This is a genomic window from Hydrogenophaga sp. (genome assembly GCF_050250835.1).
Lineage (GTDB): Bacteria > Pseudomonadota > Gammaproteobacteria > Burkholderiales > Burkholderiaceae_C > Hydrogenophaga.
Map to the genome: position 1 here is coordinate 226,373 of NZ_JBFWNX010000002.1, position 18,103 is coordinate 244,475.

Annotated in this window: 11 protein-coding genes; 7 read left to right on the top strand and 4 right to left on the bottom strand. The window is 65.0% G+C overall.

Annotated features, from left to right (window positions below; translation table 11 throughout):
• Positions 1 to 35: 35 nt before the first annotated feature.
• Together AB7F11_RS04285 and AB7F11_RS04290 are read right to left on the bottom strand one after the other, a co-directional pair.
• A complete protein-coding gene (locus AB7F11_RS04285; RefSeq protein WP_428288475.1) occupies positions 36 to 1,889 on the bottom strand; it encodes a sodium:solute symporter family protein in 1,854 nt (617 codons plus the stop codon).
• A 19-nt stretch (positions 1,890 to 1,908) separates the two neighbouring features.
• On the bottom strand, positions 1,909 to 2,169 hold the full coding sequence (locus AB7F11_RS04290; RefSeq protein ID WP_428288476.1) for a DUF4212 domain-containing protein: 261 nt from the start codon (positions 2,167 to 2,169) through the stop codon (positions 1,909 to 1,911).
• 348 nt (positions 2,170 to 2,517) lie between these two features.
• Here AB7F11_RS04290 and AB7F11_RS04295 point away from each other — a divergent pair, with 348 nt between their 5' ends.
• The 6 genes from AB7F11_RS04295 (at position 2,518) to AB7F11_RS04320 (ending at position 13,185) form a co-directional block, all read left to right on the top strand.
• Complete coding sequence (locus tag AB7F11_RS04295) at positions 2,518 to 2,826, top strand: DUF485 domain-containing protein (protein WP_428288477.1); 309 nt, start codon at positions 2,518 to 2,520, stop codon at positions 2,824 to 2,826.
• Positions 2,823 to 4,550 (top strand): cation acetate symporter, encoded by a 1,728-nt coding sequence (locus AB7F11_RS04300; RefSeq protein ID WP_428288478.1) that lies wholly within the window; start codon positions 2,823 to 2,825, stop codon positions 4,548 to 4,550. The genes AB7F11_RS04295 and AB7F11_RS04300 overlap by 4 nt, the downstream gene beginning before the upstream one ends.
• Before the next feature lie 187 nt (positions 4,551 to 4,737).
• Positions 4,738 to 5,643, top strand: a complete 906-nt coding sequence (locus AB7F11_RS04305) for a caspase family protein (protein ID WP_428288479.1) — start codon at positions 4,738 to 4,740, stop codon at positions 5,641 to 5,643.
• 3 nt (positions 5,644 to 5,646) lie between these two features.
• Complete coding sequence (locus tag AB7F11_RS04310; protein WP_428288480.1) at positions 5,647 to 6,534, top strand: N-acetylmuramoyl-L-alanine amidase; 888 nt, start codon at positions 5,647 to 5,649, stop codon at positions 6,532 to 6,534.
• 16 nt (positions 6,535 to 6,550) lie between these two features.
• On the top strand, positions 6,551 to 12,166 hold the full coding sequence (locus tag AB7F11_RS04315; protein WP_428288481.1) for a CHAT domain-containing protein: 5,616 nt from the start codon (positions 6,551 to 6,553) through the stop codon (positions 12,164 to 12,166).
• A complete protein-coding gene (locus tag AB7F11_RS04320; protein WP_428288482.1) occupies positions 12,163 to 13,185 on the top strand; it encodes a TIR domain-containing protein in 1,023 nt (340 codons plus the stop codon). The genes AB7F11_RS04315 and AB7F11_RS04320 overlap by 4 nt, the downstream gene beginning before the upstream one ends.
• Here AB7F11_RS04320 and ahpF read toward each other — a convergent pair whose 3' ends face one another.
• Positions 13,186 to 14,775 (bottom strand): alkyl hydroperoxide reductase subunit F, encoded by a 1,590-nt coding sequence (gene ahpF, locus AB7F11_RS04325; protein ID WP_428288483.1) that lies wholly within the window; start codon positions 14,773 to 14,775, stop codon positions 13,186 to 13,188. It lies immediately after the preceding gene.
• Positions 14,776 to 14,871: 96 nt separating this feature from the next.
• On the bottom strand, positions 14,872 to 15,435 hold the full coding sequence (ahpC, locus tag AB7F11_RS04330; protein ID WP_428288484.1) for an alkyl hydroperoxide reductase subunit C: 564 nt from the start codon (positions 15,433 to 15,435) through the stop codon (positions 14,872 to 14,874).
• Between the two features lie 400 nt (positions 15,436 to 15,835).
• On the opposite strand from ahpC, the gene AB7F11_RS04335 reads away from it, so the two are divergent.
• Positions 15,836 to 18,037: a TonB-dependent siderophore receptor gene (locus AB7F11_RS04335; protein WP_428288485.1), complete on the top strand. Its 2,202-nt coding sequence runs from the start codon at positions 15,836 to 15,838 to the stop codon at positions 18,035 to 18,037.
• Positions 18,038 to 18,103 lie beyond the last annotated feature (66 nt).

Sequence of the window (18,103 nt, forward strand, 5' to 3'; positions counted from 1 at the left end):
GGGCAAGCACCCGAGCCCCTGAGGGTCACAGCGTATCAGTGACCGGTGGCAACGCCCGCACCCTTGGGCACGCGAACCGATTCCACCAGTTCCTGGATGTGCCGGGGAACGGGAGCCGATGCCTTGCTAACAGCGTAGGCAACCGCAAAGTTGACGATGGCGCCCACGGTACCGAAGGCTTCGGGCGTGATGGTGAAGAAGCCGTTGACACCACCCACCATGCCCACGAAGTCGGTGCCTTTGATGAAGAAGATGCCTTTGTGAGCGAACACGTAGAAGAGCGTGACAAACAGGCCCGCCAGCATGCCGGCAATGGCGCCCTTGTCAGAGATCGTGCGGCTGAAGATGCCCATCATCAAGGCCGGGAAGATGGTGGAGGCCGCGATGCCGAAGGCGAGCGCCACAGTGCCCGCCGCGAAACCCGGCGGGTTCAGGCCCAACCACCCTGCCACGAAGATGGCCACGGCCATGGCGATCTTGCCCGCCATGAGTTCACCCCTCTCACTGATGTCAGGCTTGATGGCGCCCTTGATCAGGTCATGCGAGATCGCCGATGAAATGGCCAGCAACAGGCCGGCAGCAGTGGACAGCGCAGCGGCAAGGCCCCCGGCAGCCACCAGTGCGATCACCCAGTTGGGCAGCAGCGCAATTTCTGGATTGGCCAGCACGATGATGTCCGCATTCACGGTCAGCTCATTGCCCTTCCAGCCAGCGGCTTCGGCCTTTCCTTTGGCAACTTCGTTCTTGGTCTTGTCGTTGTAGTACTGAATGCGGCCATCCGCGTTCTTGTCTTGCCAAACCAGCAAGCCGGTCTTTTCCCAGCGCTTCATCCAGTCGGGACGCTGTTCGTACACCAAACTGGCTTCGCTCGCGTACAGGTCGCCATTGGCCTTGACCGCCTCGGCGCTCACGCCGATGCCGCCGTCGGCGCTCTTGACCAAACCCACAGCGGAGTTGACCGTCCCATGCAGGTTCAACTTGGCCATGGCCCCCACGGCTGGAGCCGTGGTGTAGAGCAGCGCAATGAAGACCAGCGCCCAGCCTGCGGACGAGCGCGCATCAGCCACCTTGGGGACGGTGAAAAAGCGAACGATCACGTGTGGCAGACCTGCAGTACCGATCATCAGCGACACGGTGTAGAAGAACATGTTGAGCGTGGAGCCTGCACTGGTTGTGGTGTACTGGCCAAAGCCGAGATCGGTCACGACCTGATCGAGCTTGCTCAACAGCGAGACATCGGTGCCTGCCATGTCCGAACCCAGGCCGAGCTGCGGCAGAAAATTGCCGGTGAGGTTGAGCGAGATGAAGAACGCCGGCACCAGGTAGGCGACGATCAGCACGATGTACTGGGCGACCTGCGTGTAGGTGATGCCCTTCATGCCACCGAACACCGCATAGGCGAACACGATGGCCATGCCGATGTAGATGCCCTGGTCACTGGTCACACCCAGAAAACGCGCGAACGTCACGCCCACGCCGGTCATCTGGCCAATGATGTAGGTCAGGGAGGCCACCAGCAGGCAGAGCACCGCCACATTGCGGGCAGATTTCGAGTAGAAGCGGTCGCCAATGAACTCGGGCACCGTGAACTTGCCGAACTTGCGCAGGTAGGGCGCCAGCAGCATGGCAAGCAGAACGTAGCCGCCGGTCCACCCCATCAGGAACACAGCGCCGCCATAGCCCATGTTGGAGATGAGACCGGCCATGGAGATGAAGGATGCTGCCGACATCCAGTCGGCAGCGGTCGCCATGCCGTTGGTGACGGGATGCACCCCGCCGCCGGCCACATAGAACTCGGACGTGCTGCCCGCGCGCGCCCAGAAGGCGATACCAAGGTACAGCGCAAAGCTGAGCCCGACGAAAAGATAGATGGTGGTCTGAAGTGCCATGGTGTTCTCGTGTGTGTGCTCAGTCTTCCTGCATGCCGAACTTGCGATCAATCTGCCCCATCTTGTGGGCATACCAGAAGATCAATGCAATGAACACGTAGATGGAGCCTTGCTGGGCAAACCAGAAGCCCAGCGGATAGCCGCCTAGAGTGATGCTGTTGAGCCAGGGAGCGAACAAGATGCCCGCGCCGTAGGAAACCAGAAACCAGATGACCAGGACTTTGGTCAGAAGTCCAAGCGTCGCAGCCCAGTAGGCCTTCGCGTTGCTGTCGGTGTTCATAAAAAGTCTGCTCCAGAAGAATGTTGCATACCACGCGGACGGTCTGAACCGCCACAACCTTTGCATGCCGAGAACCCGCAGGTACACAGCATCACGGAGGGCACTCTGAAGACGCTTGCTTACGTCAAAGTTTCAAGACGCCGTCTGCGCCAGATACCAAGGGTATGTCCTTAGAAATGAATCTCGCCGCTGTGGCGAATCGACCATCCATCGCCCGCCTTCGCAGGCGGATGGCGTCGAATTCTTAGAACTTCATAAGCCTGGGGTCAGGCCGGTGTCAGTCAGAGGTCAGTGCTCCGTAAGAGCGCCGCCCTACGCTTCGTGGCACCTGAAACCACGGAGACCTGTATGGAAGACGAACTGGTCCGACGGATTGCAAGCAATCCCATGTATCGCGACCTGAAAGCGAAGCGCACGCGCTTTGGCTGGTGGCTCACGCTGGCGATGATGGTCGTGTACTACGGCTTCATCCTGCTGGTGGCCTTCGACAAGGAGTTCCTCGCGCAGCGCATGGGCGCAGGCGTGATGACCCTGGGCATTCCCATCGGTTTTGGCGTCATCGTCTTCACCATTGTCATCACAGCCCTTTACGTCAACCGCGCGAACAACGAGTTCGACGCGCTTTCGCAGGCCATCTCCAAGGCAATGCAGAAATGAAGCCCCTCAACGACACCACCCGTCGCGCTCTCACCCTGCTGGTGCTGTTCGGCGTTTCCGCAGCTGCCTGGGCGGCCGGTGCGGACCTCGGCCAAGCCCAGAAGCAACCCACCAACTGGACGGCCATCGGCATGTTCGCGCTGTTCGTGATGGGCACGCTGTACATCACCAAATGGGCGGCCTCCAAGACCAGGAACGCCTCCGATTTCTACACCGCCGGCGGAGGCATCACTGGCTTCCAGAATGGCCTGGCGATCGCGGGCGACTACATGTCGGCGGCGTCTTTCCTGGGCATTTCCGCGGCCGTGATGGCCAGCGGCTTTGACGGCCTGATCTACTCCATTGGCTTCCTGGTGGGCTGGCCTGTCATCACTTTTCTGATGGCTGAGCGCCTGCGCAACCTGGGCAAATTCACCTTTGCCGACGTGGCCGCGTTCCGTTTCAACCAGAAGCCTATCCGCATCTTTGCAGCCTCGGGCACGCTGGTGGTGGTCGCCTTCTACCTGATCGCCCAGATGGTCGGTGCCGGCCAGCTCATCAAGCTGCTGTTCGGCCTCGAATACTGGATTGCCGTGGTGATCGTAGGCGCGCTGATGATGGTGTACGTGCTGTTCGGTGGCATGACAGCCACCACCTGGGTGCAGATCATCAAGGCCTGCCTGCTGCTGGGTGGTGCGTCGTTCATGGCACTCTCGGTGTTGTGGCACTTTGGGTTCAGCCCCGAGGCCATGTTTGCCGGCGCGGTGAAGATCAAGGAAGACCTGGCGCTGAAAGATGGCAAGACCGCCGAGGCGGCGGCATCACTGGGCCAGTCCATCATGGGCCCGGGCAACTTTGTGAAGGACCCGATCTCGGCCATCAGCTTCGGCATGGCGCTGATGTTCGGCACAGCCGGTCTGCCGCACATCCTCATGCGCTTCTTCACCGTGCCCAGCGCCAAGGAAGCGCGCAAGTCGGTGATGTGGGCAACGGGCTGGATTGGCTACTTCTACCTGCTGACCTTCATCATCGGCTTCGGCGCCATCACCTTCGTGCTGACCAACCCGGAATTCCTCGATGCCAAAGGCGGCCTGCTGGGCGGCAACAACATGGCGGCAGTTCATCTGGCCAATGCCGTGGGTGGCAACGTGTTCCTGGGCTTCATCTCGGCCGTGGCGTTCGCGACCATTCTTGCGGTGGTGGCGGGCCTCACGCTTTCGGGCGCTTCTGCGGTCTCGCACGACCTTTACGCCACCGTCATCAAACAGGGCAAGGCCGACAGCGCCTCGGAACTGCGCGTTTCCAGGATGACCACGGTTGCGCTGGGCATCGTCGCTGTCGTGCTGGGTATTGCCTTCGAAAAGCAGAACATCGCCTTCATGGTCTCACTGGCCTTTGCCATTGCTGCGTCGGCCAACTTCCCAGTTCTGTTCATGAGCGTTCTCTGGAAAGATTGCACGACCAAAGGTGCAGTGATTGGTGGCTTCCTGGGACTGGTGTCCTCGGTGGGTCTGACCATCGTGTCGCCATCGGTCTGGGAAGCCACGCTGGGTAACCCCAAGGGTTCGGCCCTGTTCCCCTACACCTCGCCGGCCCTGTTCTCCATGACCATCGGCTTCGTCGGCATCTGGGTTTTCTCCATGCTGGACCGCAGTCGCCGCGCCGCCATTGACCGCGCGGGCTTCCTGGCCCAGCAAGTGCGATCGGAAACCGGCATCGGAGCCGCTGGCGCTTCAGGCCACTGAAAAGCGCGCCTTTTGCCAAAGCACCCAGGCACCAATCTGGGTGCTTTTTTTTATCTCGAAGCGCCCCCCAGCAGACCATTGAATATCGACATTTGCTTACACATTGCGGTTTGCACCGGCACCATGAAGCGCCCAGAATTTGCGAGGTTCTGCGTCCGCTGTGACCTGCTCCAGACAGGGGGAAACCATGGTCCATCAGGCAGCCGCTCGCGCGAAGAAGAGGCCTCAGGCCCACTCGTTGCACATCGGCATCAACGTTGTCAGCGCCGGCCACTACGCGGGCTGGACGGGTCCACTCGCTGCTTGCGAGTTCGATGCACACGACATGGCCGCCGTTGCCCGGGCGCAGGGCATGAAGGGCAGCCTGCTGCTCACCCGCAAGGCCACGCGATCGGCTGTGCTCGGGGGCATCCGCAAGTCGGCCAGGGCGCTGGCTGATGGTGATCTTTTCTTCCTGAGCTTCTCCGGCCATGGCGGTCAGGTGCCTGACGTCAGCGGCGAAGAAGTCGACAAACTCGACGAGACCTGGTGCCTGTTCGATGGCCAGCTCATTGACGACGAGCTGTACTTCGAACTCAGCCGATTCAAGACCGGCGTGCGCATCCTCGTGCTCTCCGACAGTTGCCACAGCGGCACCGTGGTGCGTGCTGGAAGGCCCCCGCCGGGCACACCGGAGCAGCGCGCCCGCATCATGCCGCCCGCGGTGGGCATGCGTGTGTATGGTGAACACAAAGCCTTTTACGACCAGTTGCAGCATGAGGTGGCCAAAGCCGCCGGGGGCAAGGTGAGCGACCCCGACACCGCACTGGCCCAGGTGGCGGTGAGCGAGCGGCTCACAGGCATCGTCAAGAACTTCCACCCGTCGTTGATCCTCATCTCGGGTTGCCAGGACAACCAGTTCTCGATGGACGGCAACCACAACGGCGCCTTCACCGAGCAATTGCTCAAGGTCTGGAACCATGGCGGCTACCGCGGCAGCTACGCCAGCTTCCATGCGCGCATCCGTGCCGGTCTCCCGCCCACGCAGTCGCCCAACCTGTTCACGCTGGGTCCCGTCGCGGCGTTCCTCAAGCAGGCCCCTTTCTCGATCTGACGCATGCTCGCCATCAAGAACCACCGCCTCACCGGCGCAGACGTGAGTTTTCGCCAGACGCCCAACGTGGGCGGTGTCTTGCGAGCGCGCTTTGTGCTGCTGCACTACACCGCCGGGCGCACGCTGGACAGCGCAGTGGCCTCGCTGTGCGCGCGCAAGCCGCAGGGCAGTTGTTCGGCACACATCGTGCTCGGGCGCGACGGCCGCATCGTGCAGCTCGCGCCTTTCGACGTGGTGACCTGGCACGCGGGCGTGAGCCAGTGGAACGGCCTCAATGGGTTGAATGCGCACGCCATCGGCATTGAACTGGACAACGCCGGCCTGCTGCACCGCGAGGGCGATCGCTGCGTGTCGTGGTTCGGACAGGGCTACCCCGACAAGGAGGTGGTGATGGCCGAACACCGGCACGGCGGTGGACTGCGCCCCTGGCACCACTACACCGCCGTGCAGATCGCTCGCACGCTCGAGTTGTGCGAGCTGCTGGTGTCGCACTATGCGCTGGAGGATGTGCTGGGCCATGAAGACGTGGCCCGTGGTCGAAAGACAGATCCCGGGCCGGCCTTTCCGCTGGCTGCGGTGCGCGGCCGGGCGCTCGGGCGCGGCGCCGACGTATGGCCGCGCCTGGTGGTCACCGCCACCGGCCTGAACATCCGCAGCGGGCCTGGTGCGGAGTTTGAACGCCTGGCGCCTGCGCTGAGGCGCGGCACCGAGCTCATCTTGCTGGAGCCGCAAGACCGCTGGAGCCGCGTGGCCGTGGTCGGCCCCCACGATCTGGAGGGCTGGGTCTGCAACGATTTCATCGCCCGACAGGTTGCACCCCGCTCTGGCCTGGCTGCGTTGCCGCGCTCACAGCGATCGGTTCCACTGCCCCGGGCGCGGGTGCGCGCCTGACTTCGAGACCGCCGCCATGAACAACGCGAACACACCAACGGTCATCACCTTCGTGGTTCGCGGCCAGCCGCTACCGCCACAAGCCGCCACACGCGGCACGGCCTCGGCGGCACCGGGTTCGCGGGGCACGGTCCTGCAACGCGTGCAGGTGGGTGCGCGCCGGGGTGCGAACGACGAAGTGCGGGTGAACGCGCGCCCCGGGCAGGACGTGGTGGTTCTTCACATCAGCAACGGCCCTTCGCTGATGCTGCACCCCGAAACCGCGCGCGACCTGATGCTGGCGCAATCGAGCCTGACACGTGGCGCGGTGGCGCACCGGCGGCGTGGCAAGGGTGACCAGGCATCGGAAGACCGACCAACCGAGGTCAGCGTGCCCGCGCAACTGGTCTGGCAGGGCCTGGAGCAGGCCGGCGCGGTGCGTGGCGCCACCCGCGGGCGCATGGGCGAAGTGTTGCTTTCGGCGGTGGAAGTGGTCACCGGCCTGCTCAAGGAGCCGGCCGCACGCCTGACGGCCGCGAAGATTGCCGCCCGCATGGACGCCCAGGTGGACGCGGGCGTGTACGCCCTGCGCGCCGACACTTTCGCCGCTCCGCTCAAAGGCAGCCCGAAGCTCGCGCGCATCCCTGCCCCCTCCCAGGCGGGTGATTCCCTGCTGGTGCTGCTGCACGGCACCTTCTCTGAAACCAGAGGCACTTTCGGCAAGCTGTGGGAACAGCACCCCCAGAAAGTCAACGACCTGTTCACACACTACGGTGGCCGCGTGTACGCGCTGGACCATCCCACCCTGGGCGCGAGCCCGATCGACAACGCGCTGATGCTGGCACAGGCGTTGCCGCGCGGTGCCCGCGTCCACCTGCTCACCCATTCGCGCGGGGGCCTGGTAGCCGAAGTGCTGGCGCGCGTTTGCGCCAGACCCGATCTTGAGGAAGCGGCGCTCGCGCCCTTCAAAGGCGCCGCGCACCGGGAACAGCTCAAGGCCCTGCGTGAACTGGCGGCTGTGCTCAAAGGGCGCGACGTGCGGGTCGAGCGCGTGGTGCGCGTGGCCTGCCCCGCGCGCGGCACGCTGCTGGCCTCGAAACGGCTCGATGCCTATGTGTCGGTGCTCAAGTGGGCCCTGGAACTCGCGGCCATTCCGGTGGCGCCGCTGCTGCTGGACTTTCTGGGCGAAGTGGCGAGCCAGCGCACCGATCCGGCCCTGCTGCCCGGCCTGGAAGCCATGACGCCCGACAGCGCGCTGGTGCAGTGGCTGCATGGCACCGACGGGGCCGACGGTGCCCCCCTGCCCGGCCAATTGCGCGTGGTGGCTGGCGACATCGAAGGCGACTCGATCATGTCCTGGGTCAAGACCCTGCTGGCCGACGCCTTCTACTGGACCGACAACGACCTGGTGGTGCAGACGCGATCCATGTATGGCGGGCGCCCGCGCACCCCGGCGCACGGCACGGCCGCTGCCACTTTCGTGCTTGAGCGCGGTGGCAAGGTCACTCACTTCAGCTATTTCAGCAACCCGCGCACGGCCGAAGCCATCTGCCTCGGGTTGATGCAGGATGACCCAGCAGGCTTTCGCCCCATCGGGCCTATGTCGTGGGCGGGTGAAAGCGGCGAGGGCTTGCGCGGTGTGCCTCGCGCGGCGGCCACCTCGATCGGCGACAAGCCCGCGCTCATTCTGCTGCCGGGCATCCTGGGCAGCCACCTTGCGGTGGATGGCGAACGCGTCTGGCTGAGCCTGCGCATCCTGGGAGGGTTGGGCCGGCTTGCCTACCGCGACGGCCAGCGCAACGTGCAGGCCGACGGCGCCATCGGCAGCGTGTACGACGACCTGGCCACGTTCATGGCGCAGACCCATGAAGTGACGGTGTTCTCATTCGACTGGCGTCGACCGATCGAGGAAGAGGCGGCACGACTGGCGGGCGTGATCGACCAGGCGGTGAACGCGCGCGCCGCCAGCCGCCAGCCGGTGCGGATGCTGGCCCATTCCATGGGAGGACTGGTGGCGCGCTCCGTGCAACTGGAACACCCGGCCGTCTGGCAACGCTGGCTGGAGCATCCCGATGCGCGGCTGCTCATGCTGGGAACCCCCAATGGAGGTTCGTTCGCGCCCATGCAAGTGCTCTCGGGCGACGACAGCATGGGCACCGCACTGGCCGGCTTTGGCCTGCCATTCCAGGACCACAAGGCACGCATGCTCATGGCGGCCATGCCGGGCTTTCTGCAACTGCAGGCCGGGCTCACCGATGCATCGCTGGGCCTGTCGCAAAGCGCGCGCTGGCAGGCCCTGGCCGACCAGGACATGGAGACGCTGCGCCAGGCCAACTGGTGGCATGACGCGGAGAATCAGCGCGCCGTCTACCGCTGGGGCGTGCCGCCGCAGGGTGTGCTGGACCGGGCGGTGGCACTGCGCGAGCGGCTGGACCGCCAGCGCGCCGAGTCCTTGGCCGCGTTCAAGGACCGCGTGGTGATGGTGGTGGGCCATGCGCGCTTCACGCCGGCGGGTTTCGAGCTGAACGATCGCGAGGGCCTGGTGTACCTGGACCGGCCCGAGGGCGGCGACGGCCGCGTCACGCTGGACAGCGCGCTCCTGCCCGGCGTTCGCGCCTGGCGCGTGGACGCCTCGCACGGCGACCTGCCCGACGTGCAGGATGCCTTCGAGGCCTACCTGGAGCTGCTGCAGAAAGGGCAGACCACGCGATTGAACGAGCTGAGTGCGCCCCGGCCAACGCGCGGTGGCATCGCAACCAACACCGCGCTGGTGCGCAGCCGACCCTCGCGCCAGCGTGGTGCCGCGCCAGCGCCGATGATCGACCCCTTCGAGCTGTTTTCAACCTCCCACGAGGTGACCGTGGGCACCCCGGCGCGGCATGCGGTGCTGCGCGTGAGCGTGCACAACGGCAACCTGAAATTCATCAGCCAGACGCTGATGGTGGGTCACTACGTGGCGTCCCGGCTTACCGGCACGGAAGGCGTGGTGGACCGATTCATCGGCGGCGCCATGTCGGCCTCACTGGGGGCAGGTCTCTATCCGGAGTCGCCTGGGGCCCACCAGATCTTCGTGAACCACCAGCAAGACCCGGACAACCCGCTCGCGCTTCCCCGACCGCCCCACGTGGTGGTGGCGGGGCTCGGCGAAGAAGGCAAGCTGCGCAGCACCTCGCTCACGCACACCGTGCGCCAGGCCACGCTGGCCTGGGCGCAGCGAGTGGCCGAAACCGCTGGCGGCGGCGCTGCTCACTTTGAACTTGCGGCCACGCTGATCGGCAGCGGTGGCTCCGGCATCACGGTGTTCGCTTCGGCACAGGCGGTAGCCCAGGGCGTGCGCGAGGCCAACGAGAAGCTCGCGCAAGGCGGCTGGCCGCAAGTGAGCCATCTTCGCCTGGTCGAGCTTTATCAGGATCGCGCCACGGAAGCGTGGAGCGCGCTGCGCCTGCTGGCCTCGGCAGCGTCCGAACACTTCGAGGTGGAGGAACACGTGCATGCCCTCTCGGGCGCGCTGCGCCGTCCGCTCGACAACGGCTACCGGGGTACTGCCTACGACTTCATCAGCGCCATCGCCGAGAAGGACGAAGCCGGCGAAACCCACGTGCTCTACACGCTGGACACACAACGCGCCCGCGCCGACGTTCGAGCCCAGGGCACCCAGGCGCAACTGGTGGGCGAACTGGTGAAACGCGCGTCCAACGACGCCCACACCGGCAGCGACATCGGGCGCACGCTGTTCCAGTTGCTCGTGCCGGTGGAAATGGAAGCCAGCCTGGGCGGCACCAGCGAATTGCTGCTGGAACTCAACGACGGCACCGCCGCCATTCCCTGGGAGATGCTGGACGCGCCCGACGACGGGCGTTCCAAGCAGCGCGCACCCTGGGCGATCCGCAACAAGCTGCTGCGCCGCCTGCGCACCGCCGAGTTCCGAACCCAGATCAGCGACGCGCGGCCCGAAGACGGTGTGCTGGTGATCGGCGAACCTCTGTGCAACCAGGAAGACGCCAGCGGCCAGGCGGTGTATCCGCGCCTGACGGGCGCTCGCCTGGAGGCCGAGCGCGTGAGCGAGGTGCTGGGCGGTGAACTGGGCGAGCAACAGGTGAACGCACTCATCGCCACCGAAGATGGCCCTGGCCCGGACGCGGTGGCCGTGACCACCGCGCTGCTGGCGCGGCGCTACCGCATCGTCCACATCGCCGGCCACGGCGAACCCGAACTCGATCGCGGCCCGCACCTGCCACCGCTGCTGCGCGGGGTGGTGCTCAGCGACGGCACTTTCCTCGGCCCCCGCGAGGTGGAAGCCATGCGCGTGGTACCCGAGCTGGTGTTCCTCAACTGCTGTCACCTGGCGGCCGACCCCAGGCACCTCCTGCAATCGGGCTACGACCGTGCCCGCTTCGCCGCGGGCGTGGCCAAGCAACTCATTCGCATCGGCGTGCGCTGCGTGATCGCGGCCGGCTGGGCGGTGGAAGACGAACCGGCCTACCAGTTCGCCACCGCGTTCTACCGCGATTTGCTGGCAGGCCGACGCTTCATGGATGCGGTGCAGTCCGGCCGCGTGGCGGCTTACAACGCCAACCCGCGCGGCAACACCTGGGCGGCGTACCAGTGTTATGGCGATCCGGACTGGGTGCTGCGCCCGGCGCCCGGCAACGACCTGCGCGAGCCGGACCTGACCATGACCTACAGCGGCCTGGCCACGCCGGTGGCCCTCACGCTGGCACTGGAAACCCTGGCGGTGCAAAGCCACACCCAGGGCGCTGCCGCAGCCACGCAGCGCATGCACATCCGGCACCTGGAAACGCGCTTTGGTGAAGCCTGGGGCGGCATGGGTGCAGTGGCCGAAGCCTTTGGCGTGGCGTGGGCAGCCGCCAACGACGTCGAGCAGGCCCTGCCCTGGTTGCAACGCGCGATCTCGGCCAACGACGGCAGTGCAGGCGTGAAGGCCGGCGAGCAACTGGCCAGCCTCACGGTGCGACGCGCCTGGGGCCGACTGCACACCGCCAGACAGAGCGGCCAGGCGCTGCCGGCGCTGATCCAGCAGGGACGCCACGACATCCAGGGCGCGCTGCGCACGCTCGACGCGCTGGTGCAGATGGCGCCCACGCTGGAGCGTGAGAGCCTCATCGGGTCGGCCTGGAAGCGCCTGGCCCAGCTAGAGGGGCTGGCGAATCAGACAGCGGCGCGGCAGAAGGCGCTGGCGCAGATGGTGGCGCACTACACGCGTGCTGAAACGCTCGCGCTTCGGACGGGGCAGCTCGATGTGTTCTACCCGAGCCTGAACCTGCTGGCGGCCGACCTGCTGCTGCATGCGCGAGACCGCAGCTGGCGCGGGCTCGACCCGGAACGCACCCGGCGTGTGCGCCAGAGCCTGGAACGCAAGCGGCGTGAGGACCCGGACTTCTGGAGCGTGGTGGGCTTGCCCGAACTTGGCCTGTACGAGGCGCTGGCCACGCAGACGCTGGACGCGCAGCTGCCCGGCATCCTGCAGGTGCTGACCGAGCTGCAGGGCCGGATTGGCACCGAACTGCTGTGGGCCTCGCTGGCCGACCAGCTCGGCTTCGTGCTGGATCACCTGGGCGAGCGCGACGCCCGGCAGGCGCGAGCCGCTGGCCAGTTGCTCACCACCCTGCGCAGCTGGGCGGGCACGGCGTGAACCGCATCTTCATCAGCTACCGGGCGTCCGATGGCAAGAAGGATGCCGACCGCCTGTGCGCCGACCTCAGCCGGCTCTACGGCCCCGACCAGGTGTTTTTCGACAAGCAGGATTTGCGGGGTGGCCTCTCGTGGCGCAGCGCCATCATGGCCGCGCTGGGCACACGGCCGGTGGTGCTGCTGCTGATCACGCCCGATCTCCTGAGCATGCAGCACCCCGAAGGCGGGCGGCGCATCGACCGCGAAGACGATCCCATTCGCGGCGAGGTGCTCACCGCGCAGAAACAGGGTGCCATGATCGTGCCCCTGCTCACCGAAGGCATGGCCATGCCGGCGGCCTCCGAACTGCCCGAGGCGCTGCGCTTCCTGCGCGAGTCCCATGCCCTCAAGCTGCGCACCGAAGACTGGAGCACCGACCTCGACCGGCTGATGGTCGACCTGCGCGAGCATGGCATCACGCCTCTGAGCCCCTCCGGGCCAGAACCCGCACCGCCGCGCCGGACCCTGGGCCAGCGAGTTCAACGCGGCCTGACCTGGGTGGGTGGCATCGTCGTGGCACTGGTCGTGCTGGGGCTGCTGCTCCCGGACGACGAAGACACCGATGCCATCACAGTGCCTCAGGCCCAGGTGACGGACATCTCGGGCATCTGGTGGTCCATCGACGGGGCGAACCGGCCGCTGCGCGTGCAGCTCGCGGTGCATGGCAACGCGGTGCAATTGCAAACCGATCCCTTTCCGGTCGACTGGTACCCGGCGTGGCAGGGCTATGCGCACAGCGTGCTGTCTCAGGGACTCGTGGTGAGGGACGTGCGCTACGTCGGACAGGGCACGCTCACCGATGTGATGGGTCTGCCCCGAATCGAATTGCCGTATCAGGCCTACACCGGCGACGGCCGCGGCCCGCTGACCACCGGCAGTGTGGTGCTGCAAGCCCGGGCAGACGGCAAGGAAATGACCGGCGAACTCTGGAGCAACGGCGAGCAGGCCAGCACACCGCTGCGCCTGGTGCGCCGTCCCTGATCAGGCGGCGACCGGCTCGGCCGATTCACTCACCACCGGCTGACGGATCAGGTGATCAAAGGCGCTGAGCGCGGCCTTTGAACCTTCACCGGCGGCGATCACGATCTGCTTGTAGGGCACGGTGGTGCAGTCACCTGCAGCGAACACCCCAGGCAGGTTGGTGTGGCCCCTGGCATCCACCTCGATCTCGCCAAAGCGGCTGAGCTCGACCGTACCCTTGAGCCACTCCGTGTTGGGCACCAGCCCGATCTGCACGAACACGCCTTCCAGCGCCACATGGTGCGTATCGCCGCTGGCGCGGTCCTTGTACGACAGGCCATTGACCTTGCCGCCTGCGCCGGTGATCTCTGTGGTCTGGGCGTTGACATGGATGCTGACGTTGCTCAGGCTCTTGAGCTTGCTCACGAGCACCGCGTCGGCCTTGAGCGCGTCGGCGAACTCGACCAGCGTCACGTGCTGCACGATGCCGGCCAGGTCGATGGCAGCCTCCACGCCCGAGTTGCCACCACCGATCACTGCCACGCGCTTGCCTTTGAACAACGGGCCATCGCAGTGCGGACAATAAGCCACGCCCTTGTTGCGGTACTCGGCTTCGCCGGGCACGTTGACGTTGCGCCAGCGCGCACCGGTGGACAGGATCACGCTGCGCGCCTTGAGCGTGGCGCCATTGGCCATCTGCACCTGCACCAGACCACCCGGTTCGGTGGCGGGAATCAGCTTGTCGGCGCGCTGCAGGTTCATGATGTCCACGTCGTAGTGACGCACCTGCGCTTCCAGCGCCGCGGCAAACCTGGGGCCGTCGGTTTCGAGCACGCTGATGTAGTTCTCGATCGCCATGGTGTCGTTCACCTGACCACCGAACCGTTCGGCCGCCACGCCCACTCGGATGCCCTTGCGCGCGGCATACACGGCCGCCGCCGCGCCCGCCGGGCCACCACCAACAATCAGCACGTCGAAGGCTTCCCTGGCGCTCAGCTTTTCCGCTTCACGCTGGTCTGCGTCAACGTCGAGCCTGGCGACGATCTCTTCAAGGGTCATGCGTCCCGAACCGAACACCTCGCCGTTGAGAAAGACCATGGGCACTGCCATCACCTGGCGTTCATTGACCTCGTCCTGGAAGTGGACGCCGTCGATCACCACCGTTTGCACGCCGGGGTTGCGAATCGCCATGAGCGAGAGTGCCTGCACCACGTCCGGGCAGTTGTGGCACGACAGGCTCATGTACACCTCGAACCTGAACTCGCCTCGCAACGTGTCGATGGCTTCCAGCGTGGCGGCATCCACCTTGGGCGGGTGGCCACCGGTCCACAACAGCGCCAGCACCAGCGAGGTGAACTCGTGCCCGAGCGGAATGGCGGCGAAGCGCACGCCGGTGGACTCCCCTTCTCGTGCGATCACGAAAGAAGGCTTGCGCGCGTCCACGCCGCTGTCATCGAAAGCCACCTTGTCCGACAGGGATGCGATGTCCTGCAGCAGCGCGCGAAGTTCATTCGACGACTCACTGGCGTCCAGCGATGCGATCAGGCGAATGGGCCGTTGCAATTTTTCCAGATAGGCCTGGAGCTGGGACTTCATGGTGGTGTCGAGCATGGTGATCTCCTTGAATGGGACGAGGCTTCAATGCCGCCGGTGGATGGGTTGTGGTCCACGAAGAACCACAACCCATCGGGCTGCGGTACTGGGTGGTCAGATCTTGCCCACGAGGTCCAGCGAGGGAGCGATGGTCTTGGCACCTTCTTGCCACTTGGCCGGGCACACCTGCCCAGGGTTGTTGGCCACGAACTGCGCGGCCTTGAGCTTGCGCAGGGTTTCCTTCACGTCGCGAGCGATCGCGTTGTCGTGGATCTCGGCGGTCTTGATCACGCCTTCAGGATTGACGATGAAGGTGCCGCGCAACGCCAGGCCTTCTTCTTCGATGTGAACGCCAAAGCCGCGCGTGAGCTGGTGCGTGGGGTCACCAATCAGCGGGAACCTGGCCTTGCCCACAGCGGGCGAGGTTTCGTGCCACACCTTGTGCGAAAAGTGCGTGTCGGTGGTGACGATGTAGACCTCGGCGCCGGCCTTCTGGAACTCGGCGTAGTTGTCGGCTGCGTCTTCGACCTCGGTCGGGCAGTTGAAGGTGAAGGCGGCGGGCATGAAGATCAGCACGGACCACTCGCCGCGCAGGCTGGCGTCGGACACAGGCACGAACTTGCCGTTGTGGAAGGCGGTCGCAGAAAAGGTCGGGACGGTGGTGTTGATCAGGGACATGGAATTTCCTTGGTTGGGTTGCGAAAGAAGACGCTTTTTGAAAGCGATGGGCGAATTATAGACATCAACTATCAATAATTCGGATTGATAGCATCTATGCCGCTCATAGCTTTTGTTGCCATGCAACATGATTGAGCGTAGCAAAACCCAAGTGATGGCCTGGTCCAGGCGCTATGGTTTTTACATCTTGATGCGAATCGTTCGCGTCCCATTCCGCCGCCCCGCTTGACGCACAGGCACAACAATTTGGAACAAATGTGAATAGGAATGATTGTTATTTGCGATAATTCCAGCCGAAGCCAGCCGAACCCTCCCGAACTGTCGTGTTCTTGCACCTTGTCGGTGCGATGTGGAAGCCAGCCAGCCAGCACACCATCGCAACCCGCAAGGATCTCTATTCATGGCACACATCCGCCGCCGCAAGCACAGTCATTCCGCACACCTCCTGGCCTTGCTCGCCGCCTCCGTTCCCGCCGCCGGCATGGCGCAGCAACAGACCCCCACCCTGCCTACCGTGACGGTGAAGGAAGCGCCCGAGGTGCCGTACAAGGCAGACAAGTCCGCCAACGAGAAAATCACCCAGCCCCTGCTGGACACCCCCAAGACCATCCAGATCATCAAGAAAGAAACGCTGGAAGAGCAAGGCGCCATCACCCTGATGGAAGCACTGCGCAACACGCCCGGCATCACCATGCAGATGGGCGAGAACGGCAACACCTCGGCGGGTGACACGTTCCAGCTGCGCGGCTTCTCGCTGCAACAGTCCACCTTCGTCGATGGCATTCGTGACCTCGGCGGCGTGACGCGCGACACTTTCAACCTGGAACAGGTCGAAATCATCAAAGGCCCGGCGGGCGCCGAAACCGGCCGTGGCGCGGCCACCGGCTCGCTCAACCTCATTTCCAAACAAGCCCACCTGGGCGACGAAAGCAGTGTGTCGGGCACCCTGGGCACGGCCAGCCGCAAGCGCGCCACGCTGGACCTGAACCGCCAGCTCAGTGCCACCTCGGCCTTCCGTGTGAACGCCATGGCGCAGGACAGCGGCGTCGATGGCCGCAACTTGGTGGAGAACTCGGGCGGCGGGCTGGGCCTGTCGTACGTGGCGGGCCTGGGCACGCCGACCCGTGTGCACCTGTATTCGCAGCACATCCGGCAGAACAACGTGCCGGACGGCGGCATTCCCTCCATCGGTTTTCCGGGCTTCTTCAACGCCACCGGCGCGGTGGCTGCGGCGGGCAAGGTCAACCGTGAGAACTTCTACGGCAGCCCCAATGACTACGAAAAAATCGACGCCGACATGTTCACCGTCAAGGTCGAGCACGATGTAGGCCCGGGCCTGACAGTGCGCAACGTGACGCGCTACGGCAAGAACAGGATGGACCGCGTTCTCACCGGCATCAACGCGATCACCGCAGCAAACCCGGCCGATCCGTCGAGCTGGACCATCAGCCGCTCACGGCAGCGCGTAGACCAGGAAAACTCCATCTTCGCCAACCAGACCAGCCTGAACAGCGAGTTTTCCACCGGCAGCATCCAGCATTCGCTGGCCGCGGGCCTGGAGCTGATGAACGAGCGTCAGACGACCTACACACGCGCTGGAGATGGCGTGACCACCACCGCCGCCAATTTGTACAACCCCAATCCGTACGACGCGATGGCCGGTTTCGGCGCACGCACGGGCGCCCAATCGGGCGGCTCCACCAGCACCGTTGGCCTGTACGTGTTCAACAACGCCCAGCTCACCGAGCGTTTCGCCATCAACGGCGGCCTGCGACTGGACAACTATTCGGTCGGCACGCGCACGCCGACCGTGAACGCGGACGATTCGGACACGCTGACCAGCTGGAACCTGGGCGGCGTGTTCAAGCCGGCCGAAAACGGCAGCATCTACGTGTCGTACGCCACCTCGGCCACCCCGCCCGGCGGCAACAATTTCCAGCTGAGCGCCACGGCCGGCAACATCAACAACTCGGCCCTGGACCCACAGGAAACCGAGTCGGTGGAACTGGGCACCAAGTGGGAGCTGCTGAACAAGCGCCTGAATGTGGCGGCAGCGATCTTCCGCACCGACAACGACAAGCAGACCACGTACGACGCGATCAGCGGCACGACTCAGCAGTACGGCAAGACCCGCGTTCAGGGCATCGAGTTGTCGGCCGTGGGACAGATCACCAACTTCTGGCAGATCACCGCCGGCCTGGCCAAGACCAGCACCAGGCAACTCAACCAGCAAAGCTTCAATTCGGGCACGGGTGTCACCACCATCACCGACGGCGTGCGCTGGTCACCCGACCTGACCGCCACGCTGTGGACCTCCTACCAGCTGGACAAACTGACCCTGGGCGTGGGCACGCGGTACGTCTCGGAGCAGAAGCGCGTGGTCAACGGTGCGAACCCTGCCACATCGAATGTGCCCAACATTCCCTCGTACTGGGTCGCCGACGCCATGGCCACTTACCAGGTGAACCCCAGGCTGAGCTTGCGCCTGAACGTCTACAACCTGTTCGACAAGGAGTACCTCTCGGTACTGAACAACGGTGGTTCGCGACTGGCGCTGGGCGCACCGCGCTCGGCCGCCATCACGGCCAACTACAAGTTCTGATGCACTGACCAGTTCTTCAGAACTCCCTTCAATAGGCTCGCCCCCAGCGGGCCTATTCCCGTTTCA